Here is a 19,227-nt window from a genome sequence, read left to right as displayed (position 1 = left end):
GAAAGCGATCGCACCATCCCCCACCAACTTAGATAAAATCACTATGGTGCTAGTTAACCCTCCCTAAATCTAATGAAAAGCGATCGCCCTTCTTCCCAACCTTCCCTTCAACGTCCTGAACTACTCGCGCCCGCAGGTAATTGGGAGTGTGCTAAAGCTGCTGTGGAAAATGGGGCAGATGCGATTTACTTCGGTTTGGATCGGTTTAACGCCAGAATGCGGGCACAAAATTTTACTGAGGCGGACTTACCCCAATTGATGACATTCCTGCACCGTCGGGGCGTAAAGGGTTATGTCACTGTCAACACACTAATATTTCCCAAAGAACTAGCAGAAGCACAGCAATATCTCCGCACAATTATTGCAGCTGGTGTGGATGCGGTGATTGTTCAAGATATTGGTATATGCCGTCTCATCCGTCACCTGTCTCCTGATTTTCCCATCCATGCTTCCACACAAATGACGATCACCAGTGCGCCTGGGGTAGAATTTGCGAAATCTCTTGGCTGTCAATTGGTGGTGCTGGCGCGTGAATGTTCTCTTCAGGAAATCAATAAAATTCAACAGCAGATTGCCCAACAGGAAACCTCGCTGCCCTTGGAAGTTTTTGTTCACGGTGCTTTGTGCGTAGCGTATTCCGGTCAGTGTTTGACTAGTGAGGCTTTAGGTGGACGTTCTGCTAACCGAGGTGAATGTGCCCAAGCTTGCCGGATGCCCTACGATTTAATCGCGGATGGGGAAGTTGTGAATTTAAAAGAGCGCAAATATTTACTCAGTCCTCAAGACCTAGCAGGGTTAGATGTTCTGCCCGATTTGGTGAAATCAGGAGTAACCTGTCTCAAAATTGAAGGTCGCCTGAAAGCTCCAGAGTATGTTGCTAATGTCACCCGTGTTTATCGGCAAGCTTTGGATAGTGTAATGACGGAATTGGAAAGACCTAACCCCCTAACCCCCTTCCCTACAAGGGAAGGGGGAATAAAAGCTCCCGTTTCCGCTTCAGAGACGGGCTGGGGGAGAGGTCAATCAGACCAAGAACACTACAACTTAGAAATGGCATTTTCTCGCGGACTCTACACGGGTTGGTTTGGCGGGATTAATAATCAGGAATTAGTTCATGCCCGCTTTGGTAAAAAGCGCGGCGTTTATTTGGGTGAAGTTACCCGCATTCACAACGAACAGGTAACAGTCAAACTGGAAGCGCCTGTAAAACCAGGGGATGGAATTGTATTTGATTGCGGTCATCCAGAGGCGAAGGAAGAAGGCGGGCGAGTTTATGGGGTGGTTTCCAAAGGTAAGGAAAGTGTGCTGACCTTTGGTCGAAATGACCTGAACTTACGCCGAGTGCATATAGGCGATCGCATTTGGAAAACCAGCGATCCAGAACTTGATAAGCAACTACGTCAGAGTTTTGCTGGCGAGAACCCCCAATTTCAGCGTCCCATTAATGTAGAAATTTATGGAGAAGTTGGTCAGGTGTTGATTGCGATCGCCCGCGATAGACTCGGTAATATTGTACAGGTGGAGTCAGGAATTTTACTGGTTGAAGCGCACACCAAACCCCTAGATACAGATCGTTTACAAGAACAATTCGGTCGTTTGGGTAACACCCCTTTATCTTTGGGAACGCTAACCAACCACCTCAGCGGTTCTATCATGCTACCTGTAAGTGAGTTGAACCGGATGCGGCGGGAAATCGTCGCACAGTTGGAAGAATTGCGGAGTCAACCCAAACGCTGGCAATTACGTTCTGATGTCTCTTTCCAAAACTTACTCCCCTCCTCATTACCCTCATCTCCCACCCTGCGGGAAGCTAAAGCTACATCTCCTTCACTCATCGTCTTGGTACGAAACCTCAAGCAACTCCAAGCCGCCCTCAAAGCTGGTGTTGAAACACTGTACTGTGAATTTGAAGATCCCCGTGCCTACCGAGAAGCCGTGCAAATGGTGCGCCAACAAAAGCAAAACTCCCAACTCCCCACAATTTGGGTTGCACCACCCCGAATTACCAAACCAGGGGAAAACTGGATTTTGCAGCAAGTACGTGCTTGTGAAGCAGATGGCTATTTGATACGGAACTATGACCAACTGCAATTCTTTGCCGCAGACCGTTGTATCGGAGATTTTTCGCTCAACGTTGCTAATCCCTTAACAGCAGATTACTTTCAGCAACATTTTGGTTTAGAAAGGCTGACGGCATCCTATGACCTGAATATTACCCAACTTCAAGACCTGCTCACCAGTTGTCCACCCCACTGGTTTGAGGTGACAATCCATCAGCATATACCGATGTTCCACATGGAGCATTGTGTTTTTTGTGCCTTTCTCTCGACGGGTACAGATTACACCAACTGTGGACGACCTTGTGAAAAGCAGGAAGTGAAATTAAAAGACCGTGTAGGCAGCGAACATGTTATTAAAGCAGATGTAGGTTGTCGCAATACTGTATTTAACGGCACTGCTCAAACGGGAGCCGAGTACGTACAGCGTCTGATAGAACTTGAATTAGGTAACTTTCGCATCGAGTTTGTAAATGAGACACCTGAACAAGTGAGTAAAACAATACATTGTTATAGTCAATTATTGCGAGGTGAGATTACAGGTTCCCAACTCTGGCGCGAGTTGAAGTTACAAAATCAGCTATGTGTAACTCGTGGCCCTATGGGAATATCACCATTACGGTCATAATTGATTATTCTGAACGCCCAGCTTGAAAAATCTGTTCGGCGGTCAAGTTTAGTTCTGGGAATGTAGGGGATATGATGCGGTCATTTCCCCGAAACAGGTTAACTTGATATTCACCGTCCACCAAATAATAAACCGAAATAGTTGGTTGTTTGGGATTACCTATGTACCTTCTACCGCCCAAAGCTAAATAATCAGTAATCCAATATTCAGGAACGCCGAAAGTTTCGTAGTCAACTAGTTTGTGTGCATAATCATCTTTCCAATTAGTACTGACAACTTCAATAACTAAGGGAACCGACGCAGCTTGAGTAACCGTTGAAGACTTTTTCCACATCGGTTCTGCTGAAAGATTCTTTTGATTTATCACTATCACATCAGGCGAATAACCTGATTCTTTTTCAGGAATTTTAACTAGTGCTTGCTTGGGTATAAGGTAGGGGAGACTCAGCCGTTCAAATTCTACGTTTAGTTTTTTAGCTAAAAAACCATTAATCTCTTCATGATCTCCTACTGGCTGCATTTCAACAATTACCCCATCGTGTAGTTCATAGCATCCGCCATCTGGCTTCCAATTCAGGAATTCTTCAAAAGCGATCGTTTTTGGTAAGGCTTGAAACATCACACTTACTCCTGATGATGATTCAGAGTTTAGCAAATTATTTGGTATTACTCACTTGACACTCAGATCCCCAACTTATTTAAGAAGTCAGGATCTAAATCGACATAAAACCTTGGGAGATAACGCCAAAACGAGTAATCTGGAGGATTTGACAAAATTTTGTATCTATTCAAAAGACCTCTTGCAAAAGTCCCTAACACCCCACCCCCAACCCCTGCCCGATGCTTTGGGGAGGGCAGCGTTTGCTTTACTCAAATGCGGGGTGGGGTTCTTTATTTTTGATTTATGCAAGAGGTCTTTTGAAGTCGGGTATCTTCTCTGTCACGAATGATTTATGATTGCTATATCGATTCTCGACTTCTTAAAAAAGTTGAGAATCTAACCACTACAATAAAAATGTTTTATTATATTAAATTAAAAACCACCATACTTATTTATGAATAATATTTCTACCAGCAATAATTGGGATACTTCCCTTTACGAAGATAAACACGCCTTTGTCTGGCAGTATGGCGAAGACTTACTGAAATTACTCAACCCTCAGCCAGGAGAATCGATTTTGGATCTTGGCTGTGGGACTGGACAACTCACAGAAAAAATTGCCCAAACTGGGGCTGAAGTAATGGGAGTTGATCATGCACCTGCGATGATAGAAAAGGCAAGACAAAACTATCCCCATATTCGCTTTGATGTTGCTGATGCTAGGAACTTTCAAGTAGACAAGCCATTGGATGCTGTGTTTTCCAACGCTGTACTACATTGGGTAAAAGAAGCAGATAGCGCGATCGCTTCCATACATAAATCCCTAAAACCCGGAGGGCGTTTTGTCGCAGAATTTGGTGGTAAAGGGAATATAAAGGCGATCGCCACAGCTTTATACACCGCTTTAGAGTCCGTTGGTATCCCTCAAGCACAAGTAGAGAATCCTTGGTATTACCCTAGTATTGGTGAATACACCAGCCTCCTGGAACATCAAGGCTTTGATGTCATTTATGCTATCCAGTTTTCTCGTCCAACTCCCCTGGCAGAAGGAGAAGCTGGCATAGCAAACTGGATTAAAATGTTCGCCAGCACTTTCTTCGCCAGACTTTCACCTGAGCAACAAATAGAAATAATTCCCGTCGTCGAGGAATATCTGAAGCCAACACTATATCAACAAGGAACTTGGATAGCAGATTATCGAAGAATTCGCATCGTTGCCATTAAACTTTAATTTGTGCGAATTTTAACTTGTGCCTTGATGACGAACTATGAATTAGTATTAGTTATGCATATACCTAAATTGTGCGATGCCTGCGGCGGGCTGCGCCAACGCCAGACATCGTTTTCATTACTACTAACCATTACCCTCACAGCTTTACTAGTCCCGCCCTCACTAGCGCAAACCCCCTCAATACCGTCGCCTTCTACTGCGCCTTTAGAACTAGACTTATTAACCAAGCCAAAAGACTATGTAATCACAGCTAACACCATTCATCCAGAACGATTAACCGTTCCCAGTTTATGGTGGGCACAACAAAACTCTGAGAAAAAGCTATTGGATAATTGGATAGCATATCCAGCTTCTGACAAAGAACCTGCACGAGTAGACTTGATCGTGAATCAGCAAATTTGGAGCTTACTAGAGTATGTAGAGCGCTACGACTTCGTAAATCGCTTGGGTAGCGCTGCACGGAACTTTGGTTACAACGTCCGGGTATTTAATTATCAAAAAGAACCCTTGGCAAACTACACTTGCAACTTTAGTACAAGTCCAGCTTTATGCAGTATCCAAACGACTGTTAAGAACAAGATAGGGTTACAGCGTTCTTTCTAAGGACTGGGGACTGGGCACTAGGGGAGATAAGGGGGACAAGGAGAAGAAGCATACCCAATGCCCAATGCCCAATGCCCAATTAAACCTTAATTTTGGCGAATAAAGACTCGTATTGTTTTATTGCTGATGGGGGTAAGGGAAGTAAAAATTCACTTTTATCGAAAATGTTGCGATCGCTCTGTAAGAGGCTCCATAATGGTTCTTGGATATCGGAAGTGGCAATATTTGTAGAAATTGGCGAATTACTTTTAGTCAGCACCGAAATTTGTTTAGCTGTGCTTGCTTGCCAACAAAAATCAATCCATTGATCTGATAAAGTACCTTTAGTAATCCCTGCGGGGCGTACCCATAAGTCCGCCCACATTGCTGTTCCTGACTGGGGGATAACTGCGGCAAGTTGCGGATAACGTCCCAGAATAGGCAATACATCGCTTGACCAACCAACCGCTAGCCAAGTGTCTTCCATAATTAAAGGTTCCAAATAGTTATTGGAACTGTAGAACTTCACCTGTTGGTTTAATATCTGTAATTCCTTTTCCAAGTCTGGTACTTGGTCAAGATTGTCTGTATTATAGGATTTTCCTAACTTCTTTAAGACCAAACCAATAACTTCTCGTGGTTGATTGAGTAGGGAAATACGCTGCTGCATTCCATCTCGCCACAAATCACTCCAATCTTTGGGCGTCCATCCCAATTTTCGCAACTTGTCACGGTTATAAACAATTACCGTGCTACCCCACCGGTAAGGCGCACCCCACACCTTCCCTTGAGCATCCAAATTACCTTGGTCGTTGCGCGTTACCAGTTGTTTCCACCTTTCGTCTAAAGTAGACCACTGCTTTAATTGGTTTCCCTGTACCTCTTGAAGTGGTTGAATCAATTTCTGCTCAATAGCTGCTTTTAGCCAGTAATCTCCCAATGTCACTAAGTCTACGTCGGCCGCTTTTTGACCTTCCCTAAAGGGTATAAAGCGACGCCATCCCTGCTCATCAGTGGTCTTTGGCTTCTGCTGCCAATTTTGTAATTGCTGAAATAAATCCTGTATATGCTCAACTGGAGCAAACTTTAACTGCACCTGCTGCTGCAAACCTTTGTGGAACTGATTCACCACCTGACCAGGTATAGAACCTTTTAATAACTGTACTTTTAGTTGCGTCTGGTTGTTTCCACCACAGCCAAAAAGCAGTTGTGAAAGTGCCAGTGTGCTTGTACCTAGCAAAAAAGACCGTCGATCCATTGATTTTGGATTTGAGATTTATGATTATACCTAATATTAAGCAGAGATTCACCAGTGGCTGACTAGCTGAAAAAGTGGAGTTGGAGAATTATCGGTATTTTTTCTTGATAATACCGATAAATTAGAATATTTGACTCAAATTAGCGAGTTTTTTGGCAAATAACTACCTAAAGATTAATTTTTCTCCATAATTTTCCTTAGTGGTACTTATGGTGAAACTTTACTTGTATTTAGAAGTAATAATTTAAATCCCGGATTTCCATCAAAAATTATCAATACTTAAATAATCCATAAGTATCGTTAAGGTTGAGAGTAAATTGAATAACATAAAGAAAATCTACGGATAAAGGTATTAAATGGAGCTATTACAGCAGCAGATCCTGACTTTAAGCCAAAAACTGGATGCCCTGTGCCAGGTAATTGAGCAGCTTGATGGTAAAGTTACTCAAGCTTTCTCCGAGTGTTCTTTAGCGAATACACAAGCAAAGAATAATGATCAACAAAATGGCGCTGCTGGGGGCTACCAGTTCAAGGGACGTAATAATTTCAATCCAGAAATGGAACACAAAGATGTGTTGATAGATGGTATTTATCTAGACATGCATCGTCAAGCTGGAGATAACATAACACCAGAAATTCAAATACAACGACTGACAGCGCAATTAACAGCAGCGTACAATCGCATTGCTGCTTTAGAAGAACAATTACTTAGAGAGAGAATTCATTAAATTTAACCTGAAGTTCAACTAGTTAAAAAAAATAGTTAGATATAGGGAAGACAAGCCTTTAGGTTCAATGTCGAGTGATGGTGTTATGGGCATAGACTTAGATACAAGTAACTAATTCAGTCATCAGATTGATAAAAAAGTTAAACACACTATTACATATATTTACGTAATAGTGTGATATATCTACCTATAGATTTTTAGTCAATACCTCACTGACTGTGAAACAAAAAAACAACAACCCTAAGACTGGTGTCGTTAGGGTATTGTATAGTTCAAAAACGAAGATTTTCTTATTAATCTGCGTTTTTGTCATTAGTGTTTTTAGCATCTTGTTATCAAATTGGTTGATGACAAGCCAAACAGCTTTCGCTAAGATTGACCTTTTGCAACCTGCTCCTACTCAACCGTTAGGCTATTACGACTATTTCGGCAAACTACTTAGCCCTCAAGAAGCAGCGGCAGTAGTTGTAAATAAGGGACTCAATTCTAATGACCCCATTTCCTATCAAAGGGTAGGGGCAGTTAAAATTACTCAGGAATTAATTGCAAAAGGTGAAGATATATTCTTCAACCGTAAGATTGGAGACACATTTGGTTTGCAAGGGGTATTTGGTTTTGCACAGGGCTTCACTAAGATATCGAATGAATTAGGTGTAGCGATCGCTAGTTTGCAAGGTCAGCCAACGACAAACCTAAAAATTACTCTCCAGAAGGATTTAACTATAGGTAGTCGAACTTTTCTAAAAGGGACTGTCATTAATACAGGTTTAAAAATTTTAAAGGGACAGAGTGTTGCACTAGGAAACACAGCTGGCGGCGACCTTACTTGTGCGCTTTGTCATGCAACCCTTTCCAATGGTAAAGTCATTTCAGGAGTACCTAATGGGGAACTTGCCATCGCTTTGTTTATTGCCTTGGCACCAAATTCAGCCGCAGGGTTTGCGCGGTTAAACTTTAACCCCTTAGACCCACAATACAAAGGCAATGGTAAGACTATTATTGACAGTAAAGGCAATAAGGTAGAACTAGCTGATCCTGAGAAGTTAGAAAAAGCCTTCGATGATGCAGTGCTAGATGTACCTTTCGGTCATTTCGAGAGTTCACCGGATGGTATTAGAAACAGTACTCAAATTCCCAGTCTCTTCACGTTTAAAAATCATCCTTATGCAGCATCAGGAGATGGAGCCGTTGGCCCGTTTGCTGGACTCAGCGCTCTTAATAATGGTGTTCACTCTTCAGAAATTAATCTGTTGGCAGCCGCTCAACTCAGTGCAGATACTCTTGGTATTGATCCAGAGGTTTATATTGGGACATTTCTGCAAAATGCTACCGTTCCCAGCCTACGTTTACCAGAAGGAGCAATAGTAAAACCCTCTGAATGGCTGCGGGGGGTAATTGCACCGAATCCTACACAAGCAGAATTAGAAGACCAAATTCCTACTCCTGGCACAGGAACTTACCCAAACCTCCGTCCTAGTTTGTTTACTTACAATGGTTTAGTTTTCAGCCCAAATACTCAAAAGCCAGGTGATATTGCGAGTGGCCCTTTCTTATTTGCTGAGAATGCTATGTCTGCTTTCCAAAATAGCTTAGTACCACCTGCCAACCAGACTTCGGAAAACTGGCAAGCGCTGAACAACAATTCTGTTAAGCGTGGCGCAAAAATATTTGAGAAAGCCAATTGTGCAACTTGCCATATTCCACCCTTCTTCACTGACAACAAAATTCATCCAATTGATGATATTCGTACTAACCCAGCTCGTGCCCAATCTCGCTTGGCGCTGAATAAATTGTTAGTACCACCCAAGTTATACACTTTTAACACTCCAGTTCCCATACCTGCTAATGCTGAAGTGCTGGATGTCCCAACGCAGGGTATTTCCGATACTCCCACAACTCTACCCAAAGGTATATTGCCAAAAGGCGGTTACAAAACTACCTCCTTACGTGGTCTTTATGTAAGCGCACCATATTTGCACGATGGTGGTGCAGCAGTACGGGCAGGAAGCCTGAAATTTGACTCAAATGGTAGTTTCACGGTTGTTAACAAGAGTGGCTTAGGGCTTTCTGGCACTCTCAGCCAAGGTATACCTGCTGATGCAGCTAGCAGCTTGCGTGCTTTGGTTGATCGTGATCTTCGTGCCTTAGTTGTGAAGGCTAACAAAGCTAACCCGGCTTTAGTGCGTAGTAACCTTGATGGCACAGGTCATTACTTCTACGTAGATAGACAGTCTGGGTTTAATTCCAACCAGCAAGCAGACCTAATTAATTTCTTGCTGGCACTTGATGACAATCCTGGAAGTTTTTAATAAAGCTGCGGCTGACATTATATCTTAATACCAAGTCGTCTAGTGATACATCATGAACGCGACTTGGTATTACTTTAAGTAAGAGTAAAATGGCAGGCACATTTATAACGCAATCGAGATTGGAGATGCACTACGAACCTTACAGATAGATTCCTTTATACGGCTTCTTCTGGGAAGCTACTGCTTGCTTTCGCTTCGTCCACCAGCCAAAACCAAGAGCGACCAATGAGCCACCTACTGTGTAGGGTTCGGGAACAGAACGTGGGGTGACAACACTGAAACTGCCATAATCTACATCACTTGAAAGCTCTGAATAACCTTCATCGAAACTACTGTAGAATACGTTAACATTGCCATTTCCATCTTCTCCGCTTCCAGAAACCAGGTAAGAAAAACCGTTCTGGGTTAACAGCGGTGTACTTTTATTTAAAAAATTATCATTGATTCCGTATGTACTTGGTGAAAGCAGCCCGATGATTGTCTCTGTAATTCCTTGGGCTGTCCTTGTCCCAGTTATTGCTGTGATTGTGTAATTGTTTTTTATAGGATCTAGATCGGTGGTTGTAAGAGTACCGCTAGCGGAAATTGCTGTACCATTTGCTTCATAACTAGGAAAAGAGTACTGAAAATCAAATAGTTGTACAGCTTGGGCCGGAGAAGATGCACCGACAGCAGTAAGACCTATAACAGCACTGGCGGTAGCAATACCAAGATTATTGACTAATTTCATCAGATAATTCTCCTGAAAAACTAGAAGGTAAACAAAGCTGCATATAGCAATCCTATTTGATTTACTCTCCACTTAAAGGCTCAGATCCTCGACTTCTTGAAGAAGTCGGGGTTATTTTTGTTCCCTGCACGGATTTCTATAGTTCAAATTGCTAGAAAGATGCTCTTATATCATGTACGCATAATTAGTTATGATTCCGACAGTCATTGCACCCCACACGCCAGATGCTCCCAAGGGGAGACCCCAGACGCTCTCTACGAGACGCTGCGCGAACGATGACTCGCTACCGCTTCGCTATCGCTTTTAGCGTCTCCCCTTCTCCCAAAGGGAGAGGCTAGCGCCAAGGGAGAAGACCGCACTGGCTCCCCTTAATCCCCTCCCCGCTCTTCGGGAGGGGAGACAAAACGTAGCTTTGGCGGGGAGGGGTTCTTCGGGTTTAATAAGTAATCAAGCGGACATGATATTACGTACAGACACGCAGAAAAGACCACTAAAAGATTTTACTACCTAAAACCGTCCCTCTCCGACTCAGAGAGGGACAGACTTTAACCTTTAGTTCAAGGCAGTACTTAGCCGTTCAAGTTGGGCTTCAATGGCTGCCAAAAGTTGGTGTTGCTGCCAATCTTGGCTCAGATGGGCGGCTATGCAAGCGGCTCCAGCACCCATACCTTCTTTCACAAAGCCCTGCTCATAAGCTCTCAGTTGGGGATAACGAGAATCAGCAAAGCTCAGATGAGTTGCGAATAGGGGAGGCGTTCCTCCACTCTCAGTTAAGCTGCTTTTTCCTAAGTTAAGGGCTAAGTCAACTGTAGCGCCAGTAGGGTCTTCTGCCACCCAGCGGGTTGTGCCTACAACTACTGCTTCTGGTTGCCATGATAAGGCGTAAGTTTGAGCGATCGCACTCATCAGTGCATAAACCGCCAGCATTTGCGTCCCACCAGCCAGCATTACACCACAACTACGGCTAGCTGCGATCGCCATCCCAGCTACCACCACTTGCATCGGATCACCCACGGCGGCGACGAGTTGTAGGGGATCTATAGAATTTTGGATTTGAGATTTTGGATTTTGGATTTGAGATTGGAAGTTTATCTTCTCCAGTCCAGCTTGCACTAGTGCCCACTTTTGCGCGTGGTTACAAACAGGGTGACTACTGTTAACTTTTCCGGCAGCATCTATACCCAAACCAGTTAAGATTGCCAGGGCAGTTGTAGTACCTCCGACGACGCACTCACCGACAATCAGATACCCCTTTTGAATATTAGCGGCTAGGCGTTCTCCCCAAAGTAGCCCTTGTTTAAACAAATGGTGTACCGTTGTAATTTCCATAGCAGCACCTCCACTTAAACACTTGGCAGCCATACCACCCAAATCAATTACTGGCACAGCAGGAGGCTGGGGTAAGCCAGCATTAAATAAATGAACTGGTATCTTTAGTGACTCCAGTACAGCGCGAGAAATCAGTACAGGTGAAGCCCCAGCCGCCAATGGTGGTAGGGGATATTGGGCTTTATGTTCTGGGCCGTAATACAAAAACTCGGCATCGGCACAAGCTGTATATTTCCGATCCTCTGGAGTGCGACCAGCTGCTGAAATCCCTGGAATTAAACCAGTTTCAGTAAATCCTAAAACACAAGCAAATACGGGTAGACAACCACGATACATTCGTAGCCATTGTTCACCCTGTTCTTTTTGGGTATAAATACTAATTTGGGTATTGGGCATTGGGTATTGGGAACTGACAAATGACCAATGACAAAGAACTATCCTTCATAATCCATCAGGACTTGTACCCAGTGTGGTGGGCGGGGAATAGGGTTGCCCAGGCGGTCAAAAAGCAACCATGCTGCTAGGTGTACCACAAAAAGGTAGATAAAATTGTTGAGTATAATTAGAGCGATCGCTCCCACTTGAATCAAAAATATGCTGGGACTCACTAACAAACTCAAGTTAAAAAATACCCACTCAATGAACTCAGTCACCTGGGTAATCACATAAATCCACAGGTCTTCACCCGACAAAACAGACAGCAACCACAGCCTAAAAAACACTCCTAAAGTACCCAATAGCGTACCCAAAGTGATAGAAACAATCCAGGGAACACGACGGCGATACCACGTCGCGCCCAAAAGCACGCCCATGAACCCGTAGGGCATGACAAACAGCAAACTGCGGGCTGGCCCCATCAGTACCGTCAGCAGTAACCCAGAGGTGAGTGCTGCCATCCATGCCGCACGTTTACCCCAACGCAGATAAACTAGAGCGATCGGCACCGGAAAAAATATCCGCAAAACTGGCCCCAAGGGAAAGTAAAAATTAATAAACCAAATTAAGCTAGCGGTACTGGCTAAAAATGCGGTTTCCACCATCCTCAAGGGCGCATCAGCCTTGATTTGAGGAGGCATTAACTGCTGTTCTTTATCTAACCAATGATTCTGAGGAGTTGGAGATTCAGGGGATGGATCTTCCTCCGGCTGATCTGGGAGAGAATCTAAAATACTCATATCTGACAAGTTTTTAAACGATCATTCTTTCTAAGGCTGACAAATCGGGAATACAAATAGTGTCTTGATCCCGTTTAATCAAGCCTTTTTTTTCTAGCCTTGTCAACACTCGTGTCACCGTTTCCCGCGCCAGTCCGCTCAAACTACTCAATTCCCGATGAGGTAAATTGGGGATTTCGGTGCCGGTTTGCCCTTTTTTTCCCTGTCCTTCTGCCAAAAATAACAACGTATCTGCCACCCTTGACTGGCTATCAGATTCCCGCAACCGCAATCGGCGATTTACTTGCCGCAAACGTCGTGCCATTAGTTGCGCTAATCGAACTCCCGCCAAGGGTTCTATCTGAAGTAACTTGACAAAATCCTGAGCAGGCATACTACCAATTACCGTCGGGGCTAAGGTAATCACATCCGTGGATCGAGGTGCTTCATCTAGCGCCGCCATTTCACCAAACAATTCACCTTTGCCAATAATATTCAGCGTTACCTCTTTTCCTTCCAGATTGTAGGTGCGAATTTTTACCCATCCGTCCATAATAAAATACACAGAGCCACCCCAGTCATTTTCCAGCAGAATCACCTGATTAGCTGGGTGAGTGCGGGTGACAAGATGGATGAGGGCTGATTCCACAGCAGTTTCTGGCAACCCTTGAAAAAAGGGAGCGGAGGTGATCATCCAGGAATTAGCCTGTGCTTGCAAGCTATATCGATCTTCCATTACGACATCTTTAATTCAAGCTGTTATGTACACACAACAAACAAGAGCGCCATTTTTAGCCTAAGCTATCATTGCACAGCTCCCTTTCAAAGAAAAAACTAAACTATGCTACACAAGAAAGCGGCAAGAAAGTTTTTCTAAATAATCTTTACCTATAAGTTTAAACGGGGTAAAAGTTTTGCAAAAAGTAGTTTATAGCCGGCGGTTGTATTGCTTAGGGGCTAGCTGCACTGCAAACTTGATTAGTTATGAATATAGGCAAACAACATCAATGATACTAAAGAGAGTAAATTATTGCTCAGGTATTTTAGCGATTTTCAAAAATAGGCAACCAATGACTTGCAAAACTAAGCTTCTCGAACAAAGGCTGACTGAAGAGGACAAGGGGAGGGGGAGACAAGGAGAAATTATCTCCCCCTCCCCTTGTCCTCAGAGTTTCAGAGCCACTGAATTCATTTATGCAGAAGAATAAAAATTATTCCCTTGATTGCTTGCAACGAGGTACTCTAAGTCCTTATTTGAGAGCAACTAGATTTATCTATGGGGTTTTCCCCTTGTTCCCCGATCCCCTTGTTCTCTTCGATGATTGAAGATTGCCACGACTCCCAGTAATCCATAACATAATGACAGTCACAAGTCCAAGCAGCGACTTTTGCCACTCAAAATTTATCCTATGGTCGACGCTACGCGTAGCAAGATCCCCATAGGGGTATGGTGATTGTAAAGTAATTGTCACATTAGTTGACAGAGATTTCTACATAAGGTAACAAAAGTGACTTTTAGTACAGATGAAATTTCAAAGCTGATCGCAGAGATTGACAACTTACTTGCCAGGGGTGGCAAGCGGCTGTCTAGATTTCTGTCTGGTCAGGCGCAAGAGCCGAAAGAAGTTTTAGAGCGAATTCGCGACTTCTTGGTGAGGTTACAAGAAAAAGAAGCATTAGAGAGCGGCATCCCAAATCAGTCTTCTGAAGAACCGCGTTCGCCTTTGTTAACAAAATTTATTGATCGCGATCATAACCAGTATCCACTACCGCAGCTCGAACCCAGTCAGGAACAGAGTACTGTTGGCGCAGGACAATTAAAAAACGAATTTTCGAGATTGATTCAGCCGTTGCGATCGGAATTAGAATTGCTCTTGCAAGAACGAGCCAGCCTCATACAGGAAATTCGGCAGCTAGAGCAAAGGCGATTGCAAAACTACTCCCTAGCGCAGCAGTTGACAAACCAGGAGCAAATAATTACCGAGTTTTTACAGGTACTTATGAGTCGCCTTGTGCCAACTTTAACACCATTGATTGGACAGACGAGAGAAAATTCCGCCAGTTCTTCAGGAGGAATTAATTACGCAACCTCTGCAACTCAATCTTTATTAGAATCCCCTGACGGTGTAGAGCGGTTAACCCAGCTGGCCAGGGAGTTGGATCAACGCCTATTATCACTAGATGGGACGGTGAATGTAGTCTTTGAAGCACTACAGCGCAATATTAATACCTATTACGAATCCCTGTCGCAAGCACTGGCAAGAATGCATAGCAAGGGGATGCAAGGCGAACAGCTAATGGCCAGCTTTCTCAACAATTTGACCCAGCATTTGCAGGAAGAATCCCCTAGTTCCCAGTCATCTTTGCTGGGAGTAGAATCTGAGACATCACCATCATTGGCTGAAGCAGCCGAGATCGCTGCTGGAGTTGCGCCCCAACCCTTGGAACTTATACAGCCAGAAACTTCATCTCCACTGACAATTAATTCTGAGCAACAGGAGACTACCCTCACTGAGGATCTAGATGCAGTGCTGTTGCAGCTTGGTTTAGACTCATCTGAATATTCTCAAACCCCGACCGAATTACCGCAAGATATTTCTACGGTAATTGGTGATGAAGTAGACCAACTTTACGCCAGTTTGTTTGATGCTGGTGATGTTAATAATCCAAGCCTCGATGTTCCCACAAATGACTTATCTGCTTCTACAGCCTCTCCATCACCGTTGAATATCGCACAGACCCCACCTGTCCCTCCAACTGTACATTCTGCGGTTGTAACACCAGATACGGGTCTTTCAACCCAAGAGACTTTAGGAGAAATCACAGATTCATCAGAGCTACAGGAAGAACTATTTTTTGAAGAGGATACTGACCTAGACTTACCTCTTAGCTTCTCTACTCCACAAATAGACAGTTTGCCAGTACAAATCGGCACTCAGCCAGATAGTATTGATACAATTAATACCCTAACTGACCTATTGCCTGATGCAGATAGTGAAGTGCAACTGCTGGAAGTATCATCTTCTGTGGATAATGCCACAACTATAGCAACTGACCTATTGCCTGATGCAGATAGTGAAGTGCAACTGCTGGAAGTAGGGTCTTCTGTGGATAATGCCACAACTACAGCACCAGTGACTCCAGAAGTAGCAGAAATTTCGTTGGCAAAAGCTACTGCAAGTATTGCCACATCGGAAGTATTAATTAACAACGATCGCTCAGAACTGTCTTCAGATAACTACATTGCGGCTTCACCCCAGGAAAACTTGCTTTCTATTGAGTCAAACCAGTCTCCAGCCGTACCAGATATTTCTTTAGATGAAGAACAGTTACAGCAATTAGATCGGGATTTAGCTAATTTTGATCAGCAGCTAAATTCTGAGTCGCAGCCAGCTACCAACTTGGATATTTTCTCCGAACTATTTGATAACACTCAAGACACAATTCCCACAACTTCCCCTGAAAATCTCCAAATAGCAGAGAATACATCAACTGCTGCTTTCTCCAGTTTGGCAGTTCCCCAAGTAGAAACTGAAAAAAAAAAGGAAGTCACAACTCCTGTTCAAGAAAGTTCTTTACCTCCAATTTCCAACTCCATAAATAATCCAGAAGTTTCGCCCAATGTTCTAGAATCAGTCTGGTATTTAGGAATTGATTTAGGTACAACAGGAATTTCCGCCGCATTATTAAATCGCTCGACTTTTGTTGTACATCCTATCTACTGGTCAGCAGAAAATCCGCCGGGAACAAGTTCCTTTCAGCAATCGTTTCGTTTACCAACAGAGGTTTATCTGCCTACAGCTTCTGTACCCCACAGTGAAAACGAAACTATCGAAGCACATGAGCAGACAGCACCTGCGGCTGTTGCCCAAGATAAAGTGCCCGATCGCTCGGCTACTCCTATAACACCAAGATCGACAGCAGATCCGACGAAAAACAATCTCTACTCGGCGCAGTTGAAGCCCTATCTACAAGTAGCCATTCCCTATAAGAGTGAACGACAGAAATGGGAACCTGTTTTGCAATTAAATGAATTTTCGGCAGGGCCTTTGATTTGGGTTGTGCGATCGCTCTCTAAGTTACTATTAACCCTCAAATCCGAAAAAACAAGTACCACCCCTAGTTTAATGGCTGCCGCTGTTGGAATCAGCGAACAAAATTTTCCCCAGATTATCAATCATATTGCTGGTGTAATTTGCACCTGTCCATCTAGCTGGTCGGAACAATACCGCTTTAACGTGCGGGAAGCTTTACTCACTAGCAAACTTATCCAACATCCGCAGCAAGTCTTTTTTGTCGAAGAAGCGATCGCTAGTCTACTCCCGGAACTCGATGCTGCTAATGGTGAGCAAGTAAAATTAAGCGATGCTCAAGGCGATCATCCGGTAAAAACTAGCGAACACCCCATTGTTGGCAACACCCTTGTGATTAACATTGGGACAACTGCCACAGAAATGTTGCTGGTGAATCTACCAGAATCCTTGCAGCAATTGACATACAATGATTTCATGCTCCATAGTTTTGCTTATGCTGGCAAGGGAATTGAACAAGATATTATCTGCCAGCTGCTATTGCCACCTAAATCTCGGCAATCACGCAGAGAAACACCAAGCGATGCCAGCGGCGGGCTACGCCTACGCAAAACTACCACGAGTAATCCTTGGCAATGGCAACCCTCAATTCCTGGTTTAGACCAAATGCGTTGGCAGACTTTAGGGTTGGAAGAATTAGAACTACCCAGAGTCGGAGAACCAGATATCACCGCTCGAATTCGTCTCCAGCAGCGTCTAGAAAGTTCTCTACTGGGACAGGCGGTATTAGATGCGGCACTAGCCCTAAAGCTGATTTTGCAACACCAAGACTCTTTTACCCTAGAATTAGCCGATCAGCGGTGGGTTTTGCAGCGACGAGACTTAGAAAGCCAGGTATTTATTCCCTTTGTCCGCCGCCTGAACCGAGAACTTAACAAGTTATTGGTAGCTCGTGGCATCCCCACAGAAGCGATTAATCAAGCTATCCTGACTGGTGGAGTGGCTTGTATCGGGACGGTGAACCGCTGGTTACGGCAAAAACTCCCCAGCACTAAGATTATTCAAGATTTATATCTCGGCGAAAACGGCGCTCCTAATTGCAGTCGGGTTGCTTATGGTTTGGCGATGCTACCTCTACATCCCCAGATTTTAGATATACCCAGGCAACAATACACTGATTATTTCTTGTTTACAGAATTGTTGCGACTGCTACCAGACCGGCCCTTATCTTTCGGTGAAGTTATCCAGTTATTTGAGGGTCGCGGGATCAATACTCGCACTTGTCAGCAACGGCTGCTGGCTTTTTTGGAAGGTGAACTGCCTTCGGGTTTGATACCTTCAGTCACAGAATCAACTTGGCTTACCCAGAGTTCGCAAGAAAATCCTGAGTATCAGGCGATCGCCACAGCACCACTTTTTGAAAAACAAGGGAGTCTCACTTATCGTCCCAATTCCCAACAATTGTTGTCTTTGCGTCGCTATCTAGATGCGATCAAGGCTAGTAATCAGCAATCACTGGAGGAACCATATACGGTGAATTTCGCCTTAGAGGTTCATCATTGAGGCTAGTATATTACGCTAGAAATAATCATCCTACTCAAAATTCCAAATGCTTACGTTATGAGCATTTGGAATTTTGCAAAGTACTACTGGTACTCCAGGAAAGTAATTTTTTGGATGTGTATCGTAGTAGTATCTTTTTTATTAGATGGAGAAAATACTGTAGATTTACAATCTATCGCTTTAATTGAAAGATTCTGTAAATTTTGGGTTTTTGGTTTTTATATTGGTTAAAATTTGTGTACATTAACACTCAGTGGTAGCGACAACAGCAGTAAAAATCGCCTAAAAATCATGTCTATGTCTACACTACTAATTTAAAATATCCTACTAGAACATAAGTTAGCCCTTGTGAATAATCTTTATCTTTATTCAGTTAATTGTTTGCAACAGCCTTCACACCCGTCAACTTTAAGCGTGAGAAAACGATTAATTGACATTGTTGGAGCTATTGTAGGGCTGATTGTTACCTTTATGGTAGCAATTCCTGTAGCAATTGCTACCTTTATTCATGAGCCAAGTCCAATATTTTATTCCCAAATTCGCTGTGGTTTGAACGGAAAAACTTTCCGCATCTGGAAATTCCGTTCCATGATCGTCGATGCGGATAAATTCAAGCATTTGGTTGAGAACCAAGCTAAAGGTCACATCTTTAAATCTGTTGACGATCCTCGCATTACTCCTGTGGGTAAATTTTTGCGGTGTACTAGCTTGGATGAATTCCCTCAATTTTGGAATGTTTTGTTAGGGGACATGAGTTTAGTTGGTACTCGTCCACCTACTCCTGATGAAGTCAACCATTACGATCTACACCACTGGGATAGATTGCGAGTCAAACCAGGCATTACCGGAGAATGGCAAGCTAATGGGCGTTCCAGCATTATAGACTTTGAAACCATTGTCAAGATGGATATAGATTATCAACGCAAGTGGTCTGTAACTTATGACCTGAGTCTGATTATTAAAACTATTTGGGTGGTATTTAAAAAGACTGGTGCTTATTGAATTGAGGAATGGGGAATGGGGCAT

13 protein-coding genes are annotated in these 19,227 nt (G+C 43.6%); 7 read left to right on the top strand and 6 right to left on the bottom strand.

Annotated features, from left to right (window positions below; all coding sequences use genetic code 11):
* The first annotated feature begins 72 nt into the window (after positions 1 to 72).
* Positions 73 to 2,685: a U32 family peptidase gene (locus tag V7K62_RS31260; RefSeq protein ID WP_334871080.1), complete on the top strand. Its 2,613-nt coding sequence runs from the start codon at positions 73 to 75 to the stop codon at positions 2,683 to 2,685.
* A 4-nt stretch (positions 2,686 to 2,689) separates the two neighbouring features.
* Here V7K62_RS31260 and V7K62_RS31255 read toward each other — a convergent pair whose 3' ends face one another.
* A complete protein-coding gene (locus V7K62_RS31255) occupies positions 2,690 to 3,304 on the bottom strand; it encodes a Uma2 family endonuclease (RefSeq protein WP_334871078.1) in 615 nt (204 codons plus the stop codon).
* 436 nt (positions 3,305 to 3,740) lie between these two features.
* Here V7K62_RS31255 and V7K62_RS31250 point away from each other — a divergent pair, with 436 nt between their 5' ends.
* Positions 3,741 to 4,517 (top strand): class I SAM-dependent methyltransferase, encoded by a 777-nt coding sequence (locus tag V7K62_RS31250; RefSeq protein ID WP_334871077.1) that lies wholly within the window; start codon positions 3,741 to 3,743, stop codon positions 4,515 to 4,517.
* A 54-nt stretch (positions 4,518 to 4,571) separates the two neighbouring features.
* On the top strand, positions 4,572 to 5,120 hold the full coding sequence (locus V7K62_RS31245) for a hypothetical protein (protein ID WP_334871075.1): 549 nt from the start codon (positions 4,572 to 4,574) through the stop codon (positions 5,118 to 5,120).
* Between the two features lie 79 nt (positions 5,121 to 5,199).
* On the opposite strand, the gene V7K62_RS31240 is transcribed toward V7K62_RS31245, so the two are convergent.
* Positions 5,200 to 6,357, bottom strand: a complete 1,158-nt coding sequence (locus tag V7K62_RS31240; protein WP_334871073.1) for an extracellular solute-binding protein — start codon at positions 6,355 to 6,357, stop codon at positions 5,200 to 5,202.
* A 356-nt stretch (positions 6,358 to 6,713) separates the two neighbouring features.
* On the opposite strand from V7K62_RS31240, the gene V7K62_RS31235 reads away from it, so the two are divergent.
* Positions 6,714 to 7,085, top strand: coding sequence for a hypothetical protein (locus V7K62_RS31235; RefSeq protein ID WP_334871071.1), 372 nt, complete (start codon positions 6,714 to 6,716; stop codon positions 7,083 to 7,085).
* Positions 7,086 to 7,432: 347 nt separating this feature from the next.
* Positions 7,433 to 9,394 (top strand): di-heme oxidoredictase family protein, encoded by a 1,962-nt coding sequence (locus V7K62_RS31230; RefSeq protein ID WP_334871069.1) that lies wholly within the window; start codon positions 7,433 to 7,435, stop codon positions 9,392 to 9,394.
* A gap of 139 nt (positions 9,395 to 9,533) precedes the next feature.
* On the opposite strand, the gene V7K62_RS31225 is transcribed toward V7K62_RS31230, so the two are convergent.
* The 4 genes from V7K62_RS31225 to V7K62_RS31210 all read right to left on the bottom strand — a co-directional run bounded on the left by V7K62_RS31225 (position 9,534) and on the right by V7K62_RS31210 (position 13,343).
* Positions 9,534 to 10,124, bottom strand: coding sequence for a PEP-CTERM sorting domain-containing protein (locus tag V7K62_RS31225; protein ID WP_334871067.1), 591 nt, complete (start codon positions 10,122 to 10,124; stop codon positions 9,534 to 9,536).
* Between the two features lie 552 nt (positions 10,125 to 10,676).
* A complete protein-coding gene (cobT, locus tag V7K62_RS31220) occupies positions 10,677 to 11,849 on the bottom strand; it encodes a nicotinate mononucleotide-dependent phosphoribosyltransferase CobT (RefSeq protein WP_334871065.1) in 1,173 nt (390 codons plus the stop codon).
* 38 nt (positions 11,850 to 11,887) lie between these two features.
* On the bottom strand, positions 11,888 to 12,628 hold the full coding sequence (locus V7K62_RS31215; protein ID WP_334871063.1) for a DUF2232 domain-containing protein: 741 nt from the start codon (positions 12,626 to 12,628) through the stop codon (positions 11,888 to 11,890).
* Between the two features lie 13 nt (positions 12,629 to 12,641).
* Positions 12,642 to 13,343: a Crp/Fnr family transcriptional regulator gene (locus V7K62_RS31210; protein WP_334871061.1), complete on the bottom strand. Its 702-nt coding sequence runs from the start codon at positions 13,341 to 13,343 to the stop codon at positions 12,642 to 12,644.
* A gap of 772 nt (positions 13,344 to 14,115) precedes the next feature.
* On the opposite strand from V7K62_RS31210, the gene V7K62_RS31205 reads away from it, so the two are divergent.
* On the top strand, positions 14,116 to 18,201 hold the full coding sequence (locus tag V7K62_RS31205) for a hypothetical protein (RefSeq protein WP_334871059.1): 4,086 nt from the start codon (positions 14,116 to 14,118) through the stop codon (positions 18,199 to 18,201).
* 348 nt (positions 18,202 to 18,549) lie between these two features.
* Complete coding sequence (locus tag V7K62_RS31200) at positions 18,550 to 19,203, top strand: sugar transferase (protein ID WP_334871057.1); 654 nt, start codon at positions 18,550 to 18,552, stop codon at positions 19,201 to 19,203.
* The last annotated feature ends 24 nt before the right edge of the window (positions 19,204 to 19,227 follow it).

The sequence above is a fragment of the Nostoc sp. genome (assembly GCF_036917935.1).
Classification (GTDB): Bacteria; Cyanobacteriota; Cyanobacteriia; order Cyanobacteriales; family Nostocaceae; genus Nostoc.
This window is presented reverse-complemented; position numbering and strand designations above follow the sequence as displayed.

Excerpts from the sequence above, each read along its gene's own strand:
- V7K62_RS31260 (WP_334871080.1), top strand. The coding sequence starts at position 73 with ATGAAAAGCGATCGCCCTTCTTCCCAACCTTCCCTTCAACGTCCTGAA.
- V7K62_RS31210 (WP_334871061.1), bottom strand. The coding sequence starts at position 13,343 with ATGGAAGATCGATATAGCTTGCAAGCACAGGCTAATTCCTGGATGATC.
- V7K62_RS31245 (WP_334871075.1), top strand. The coding sequence starts at position 4,572 with ATGCATATACCTAAATTGTGCGATGCCTGCGGCGGGCTGCGCCAACGC.
- V7K62_RS31240 (WP_334871073.1), bottom strand. The coding sequence starts at position 6,357 with ATGGATCGACGGTCTTTTTTGCTAGGTACAAGCACACTGGCACTTTCA.
- V7K62_RS31230 (WP_334871069.1), top strand. The coding sequence starts at position 7,433 with ATGACAAGCCAAACAGCTTTCGCTAAGATTGACCTTTTGCAACCTGCT.
- V7K62_RS31235 (WP_334871071.1), top strand. The coding sequence starts at position 6,714 with ATGGAGCTATTACAGCAGCAGATCCTGACTTTAAGCCAAAAACTGGAT.
- cobT (WP_334871065.1), bottom strand. The coding sequence starts at position 11,849 with ATGCCCAATACCCAAATTAGTATTTATACCCAAAAAGAACAGGGTGAA.
- V7K62_RS31225 (WP_334871067.1), bottom strand. The coding sequence starts at position 10,124 with ATGAAATTAGTCAATAATCTTGGTATTGCTACCGCCAGTGCTGTTATA.
- V7K62_RS31255 (WP_334871078.1), bottom strand. The coding sequence starts at position 3,304 with ATGTTTCAAGCCTTACCAAAAACGATCGCTTTTGAAGAATTCCTGAAT.
- V7K62_RS31250 (WP_334871077.1), top strand. The coding sequence starts at position 3,741 with ATGAATAATATTTCTACCAGCAATAATTGGGATACTTCCCTTTACGAA.
- V7K62_RS31215 (WP_334871063.1), bottom strand. The coding sequence starts at position 12,628 with ATGAGTATTTTAGATTCTCTCCCAGATCAGCCGGAGGAAGATCCATCC.